6 protein-coding genes are annotated in these 5,429 nt (G+C 64.7%); all 6 read right to left on the reverse strand.

The features are described 5' to 3' along the window. Window positions 1-50: 50 nt before the first annotated feature. A complete protein-coding gene (locus VFZ20_RS04375; RefSeq protein WP_329682613.1) occupies window positions 51-542 on the reverse strand; it encodes a DUF456 domain-containing protein in 492 nt (163 codons plus the stop codon). A 10-nt stretch (window positions 543-552) separates the two neighbouring features. Continuing rightward, window positions 553-1,683, reverse strand: coding sequence for a PilT/PilU family type 4a pilus ATPase (locus VFZ20_RS04380; RefSeq protein ID WP_329682614.1), 1,131 nt, complete (start codon window positions 1,681-1,683; stop codon window positions 553-555). A 3-nt stretch (window positions 1,684-1,686) separates the two neighbouring features. Further along, entirely contained in the window at window positions 1,687-2,745 is a 1,059-nt protein-coding gene (locus tag VFZ20_RS04385) for a D-2-hydroxyacid dehydrogenase (protein ID WP_329682615.1), read from the reverse strand. 159 nt (window positions 2,746-2,904) lie between these two features. After that, on the reverse strand, window positions 2,905-4,134 hold the full coding sequence (locus VFZ20_RS04390) for a hypothetical protein (protein ID WP_329682616.1): 1,230 nt from the start codon (window positions 4,132-4,134) through the stop codon (window positions 2,905-2,907). Beyond that, window positions 4,124-4,762, reverse strand: a complete 639-nt coding sequence (locus VFZ20_RS04395; protein WP_329682617.1) for a hypothetical protein — start codon at window positions 4,760-4,762, stop codon at window positions 4,124-4,126. The genes VFZ20_RS04390 and VFZ20_RS04395 overlap by 11 nt, the downstream gene beginning before the upstream one ends. A gap of 199 nt (window positions 4,763-4,961) precedes the next feature. Then, entirely contained in the window at window positions 4,962-5,294 is a 333-nt protein-coding gene (locus tag VFZ20_RS04400) for a hypothetical protein (RefSeq protein ID WP_329682618.1), read from the reverse strand. Window positions 5,295-5,429 lie beyond the last annotated feature (135 nt).

The following is a 5,429-nucleotide window of genomic DNA, read 5'->3' on the forward strand; positions in this document are numbered from 1 at the left end:
GCCGGCGGGGGGCGGAAGGTCGGACGGCGGGCGCCCGGCGCCGGGGTTCGTCACCCGAGCGCCGAGAACAGGGCCACGGCGGCGATGGCCACGCCGATGGCGGACTTGGCGGCCGTGGCCACCAGCCGTCCCACGAACGCGCCCCAGCCCACGCGCAGGGCCGCGCGGGTGTCCGGCGACCGCGTGAGCTCCAGCAGCGCCGCCCCCGCGAAGGCGCCCACGAACGCGCCGATCACGCTGCCCACGAGAAAGATGGGCACGCCCACGAACGCGCCCACCAGGCCGCCCAGAATGGCGCCCCACGCCGCGCGTTTGCTGCCGCCGTACTTCTTCGCGTAGCGGCCGCCCAGCACGAACTCCACCACCTCGCCGGCCACCGCCAGCACCACGGCGACGACGATGGGAACGGCGCCCACGGAACGGAAGTCCGTGAGCGCCGCGTAGCCCACGAGCCCCAGCACCTGCAGCCAGGTGCCGGGAAGCCCGAACGGGATCAGCAGCAGGCCGGCGGCCTGCGCGAGGACCAGCAGCGCGTACGCCATCCGCCCCGGGTCAGAAGTATTCCTGCGAGATGCCCGCCAGGGCCGGCGCCTGCGCGCCCTGCGCCCCGCCCGAGCGGTTGGACAGCATGTTCATCTTGAGCTCGAAGTCCCCGGGGTTGCTGGCGGCGGCCTTGGCCACGGCGTAGTCCACCTGCCCGCCCATCACCAGGTCCATCAGGCACTGGTCAAACGTCTGCATCCCGTAGGTCGTCCGCCCCTGCGCGATGTGCTCGGGGATCTCCGACGCGCGGCTCTCGTCGGCGATGCAGTCACGGATCGTGCCGCTCACCACCATCACCTCCGCCGCCAGCGCGCGCCCCTTGCCGTCCTTCTTGGGCAGCAGGCGCTGCGAGATCACGGCCTGCAGCTGCTCCGCAAGGCGCAGGCGGACGACCTTCTGCTCCTCGGGCGGGAACGTGGCCACCAGGCGGCTGATGGTGGACGCCGCGTCGCGCGTGTGCACCGTGCTGATCACCAGGTGGCCCGTCTCGGCGCTCTTGAGGGCGATGTCGATGGACTCGGGGTCGCGCATCTCGCCGATGAGGATCACGTCCGGGTCCTGCCGCAGGGCCGCGCGCAGCCCCACGCGGAAGTCGTCCGTGTCGATGCCCACCTCGCGCTGCGTGATGGAGCAGTTCACGTCGCGGTGCAGGAACTCGATGGGGTTCTCCAGCGTGACCACGTGCCGGCGCATGTTCTGGTTCATGAACCCGATCATGGCCGCCTGCGTGCTGCTCTTGCCCGATCCCGTGACGCCCGTGACGAGGATCAGGCCACGCTCCAGGGCCGCGATGTCCTGCACGACGGCCGGCAGGCCCAGCTGCTCCACGGAGGGGATCTCGAAGGGGATCACCCGCATGACGATCATGAAGCTGCCGCGCTGGCGCAGGATGTTCACGCGGAACCGCCCCACGCCCGCCAGCCCCCACGAGCAGTCGTAGTCCTGGATGTCGTCCACCCGCGCCCGGTCGCGCTCGTGCGGGATGAGCTTGAGCGCGATGGCGCGCGTCTGCTCGGGCGTGAGCCGCTGCTTGGTGAGGGGGATGAGCTGGCCGTTGATGCGGGCGCGAAACACGTCGCCCGCCTTGATGTGCAGGTCGCTTGCGCCCCGCTGCACGGCGGCCTGGATGATGTTTTCCACCGTCTAGTATCCCGCTTGCTTGTCGACGGTGTTCAGCAGGGGCTTCCCGGCCGCGTACCGCCGCAGGTTCTCGATGATCAGGTCCGTCTGGCGCCTCCAGAACCGGTGCGAGGCGCCCGAAACATGGGGCAGCACCAGGACGTTGGGTAGGCCCCAGAGGGGCGACTCCTCCGGCAGCGGCTCGCGCGCGAACACGTCCAGCCCCGCGCCGCGCAGCCGTCCACCCCGCAGCGCGTCCGTCAGCGCGTCCTCGTCGATCACGGCGCCCCGCGCCACGTTGACGACGACGGCGCCCTCCGGCAGCATCGCCAGCTCCCGCGCGCCGATGAGCGCCGTGGTGGCGTCCGTCTGCGGCACGGCGACGACCAGGTAGTCGCTGCGGGGAAGGATGCGGTGCAGCGCGTCCGCCCCGCGGAACACCTCCACGCCCTCGGGCCCGTCCGTGCCGCCGCGCCGCGTGGCGACGACGCGCATGCCCAGCGCCACGGCCCGCCGCGCCACCGCCCGCCCGATGCCGCCCAGCCCCACGATGCCCACTGTCGATTCCGACAGCTCGCGCACGGGCGTGTCGGCGGCGTCGAACGGCGCCTTGTCCCAGCGCCGCTCCGCCTGCGCGCGCACGGCGAAGTCCAGTCCGCGCGCAAAGTGCAGCATCATCGCCAGCACCGTGTCGGCCATGGGCTCGGCGTAGAGGCCGGCGGCGTTGGTCAGCACCACGCTGGACGCGCGTATGGCGTCGTGCAGGGAGCCGCCCACGCCCGCGCTGCCCGTGTGCGCCCAGCGCAGCCGCGCGTCCGGTCCGCTCGTGGCCGCTTCGAAGAGGTCCGCCGGCACGCCGAAGCCCACGTAGACTTCCGCGCCCCGCACGGCGTCACGGGCCGCGCGCGCACCCGGCGAGTCGCCGCCGCCGTCGCCGCGCCCGTCCGCGGGCTCCTGGACGTCCGTCAGCGTCCAGCCGTCCGGCAGCGCCGCGCGGATCTCGGCCACGGCCCAGTCGGGGATGCTGTACAGGGGCCGCTCGTCGCGAAGGTGGAGCACCAGGCGGCGGGATGCGTCTGACACGGGCACTGCGGGGCTGTGGATCAGGGTTTGGAATGGAACCAGTATACCACATCCTCCGCCCCGCCGCGACCGTTCATCACACCGTCTGTCATGCAAACCCCGTCCACACGCACTTCGTATGGACGGGGCAACTCCACAATGGCAGTATTCACGAGTAGATCACCGGTAGTCAGAACGCTTGGGTTTGAGGTGAAATGCTGTCTCGAACGGGAATTCAGGGTCAGGAAGCCCCATCATTCGAATCTGCGGCTTCTGCCGAGTTGATTCTGCGACGACTCGTTTCCACACTGCTTGATAAAGTTGACAGAACGAACCTCGGAAGGATCCTTCATCCCAAGCCTCGAGTAGGTGGCGGGTGAACAGCCCATCCTGACCCCAAGCATCTTCTTGGGAACCAGACAACACCAGTACGCTTGCCCTGATCCCATCGTTGCCGAAGGGCTGAACAGCGATACATGGAGCCTCTCCCCACGTGGCCGGTGTTACTGCTCCACTATCGCGATATACTTCACCACGATATCTGGGAATCACAGGATCATCGCGGTAGACCACTTTATCAGAAACGTCTCTTGGTTTGTGCCTATCTTGGTATTGTGATAAGCGGTAGCCCCAAGCTCCCTCACCACGCTCGTCGTCATCATCGCGCACGCTACCACCTCTGAAGCCCCCCTCTTCAACAACAACGATGCGAACACCAGGTTTGAACAGTCTCAGGTAACCAGCAAGTGTATCTTTTAGCAACACTCCATCCGCTAAACACCATCCATCGTCCCCGCTCGGTCGCTCATCCCAATCTGCATCAGTCGCTTGGGTCCCAAACCCTGTAAAGGAGAAGAAAAACACATCGCCCGATGTGAGGATTTCAGCGGCGTTAACTAGTGCATGGTGCACTGCTGACAACGTCGCTCGCCTGCCTTGTAGCACCAAGACTGATTCGTATCCCGCCTGGCTGGCGAGTTCAGCTAGTCTCCAAGCCGCAAGTTCCGCGTAGGCTAGCGGACGGGCATGCTGCAGGCTACTTAATGGAGCGTTTATCCCGATATGTACAGAAACTCCCCCATGATAAGGATGCCGTCCAGTACCCCAGTCCTCACGCTGCAGATCTGGCACCAAAGGAATACGCTCTTCCACTTTGATCTCAGGAACGACACGACCTTTGGTACCGAGGTAGCTCCCCCAGATCCGCAAAAAATCACGGATCTCTTCCCGTTCCGTTGCGAACTCCACTACTGGCAGGACACGTTGGGCCAACCCAAAGAAAGCTTCCACCTCCTCAAGAGACGGTTCGACACCGGAAACGAGGCCTTGATTCAGTTTCCCGTGGGCCTCCAGTAGCGATTGAAAGGGGTCCTGCTCGTGTGCAGGCCGCTGCTTCATTTCACCGTCCATTGTTCAAACCCCTTTCTAGGTTAGCAAGTACTTTACTAATCTCGGCGGCCAGATCACGAATCTCTTGATCGGCAGCAGACATCCGGGTTTTGATGTGGTGAGAGAGATCTCGTAGGCTTTCTGCGACGTTTAGAACATCTTGGGGAGATCCGGGAGGACGTTGATCAATCGAATAGAACGCTGTATCAACACGCTCTTTAAGATTTCTGGTTTCGAGACTCCATCGCGGAATTCGACGGATACCGGTCGGTGTCTTTACATGAAGTCCATCCTCAACGAATTGCAACGAGCTAAGCGAATCAATGAACTCGTTGATCGAGTGTGGCTTGGCAAGCTCCCAAAGACTACGTGCTTTTCCCAACGGGTATTTCACTGGATTAAAGTACCCGCTCGCAGTAGCGCGAGCAAAGTAGCGAAGGCAAGGATCAAGTACATGGTCAACTTTTTGAAGGGTCTGATGAAGCTTTCTGATCTCGTCCAGACATGGCCCAATTTCAGCAAATTTGACCAAACTACTCCGCATAGTCTCCAAGTGAGCTAACACTGCTCTCGGATCGGAGTTTCTCCCCGCGAGTATCTCACGGATCGCGTGAATCGCACCCGGAATGGCAAGGAGGGTCTCCACCATAAAATAAAATCCCCCTGTCTGTTAACCCTATCCCGAACGGGATATCCATGTGCACCACATATACAACCTATGTACACCAAACCTTTAACACCAGCGTGAGCACGAGTTAACCCCTTCTGCTGATTAGGCTCTAACGCACCCGCCCGGCATGTGGCTTTCTCACCGCGTTACACCCAAGTCAAGTTGGCGCGATCGTGCCTCAGCCCCGGACTGGCACCACGCCGACCACGCGGCCCGTGCCGCACTCCAGCCGCAGCAGCTCGTCCGCGCCCACGCCGTAGCGGCCCGCCGGCACCTGGTAGTCGCCCACGGTGCCGCCCTGCGAGCGCACCAGCCGCACGTGCGTGCCGTCGCGCGGGTCCGTCATGGGGTTGCGGCAGCCCTCCACCGGGGCCGCGCTCGGGGACACGAACTCCGGCGGCACGTCCGACGCGTCCCGCGCCGGGGCGTTGATGGGATACATCTCCCCGCCGCTCGCGCACGCGGCAAGCACGAGCAGGGCAGCGGCGGCGGACGTTCGCAGGATCATCATTGTTGCGATTCTCACCGGCGGATGGGGGATGAGGGATTTCGCGTTCCGGCGGACGAGGCCGGCGCTCAACCCGCGTCGGAGACTCGCTCCAGGCAGGCGGCGACGGCGGGCACGGGGGCCATGGTGCTCTCGAAC

The sequence above is a fragment of the Longimicrobium sp. genome (assembly GCF_036280135.1).
Lineage (GTDB): Bacteria > Gemmatimonadota > Gemmatimonadetes > Longimicrobiales > Longimicrobiaceae > Longimicrobium.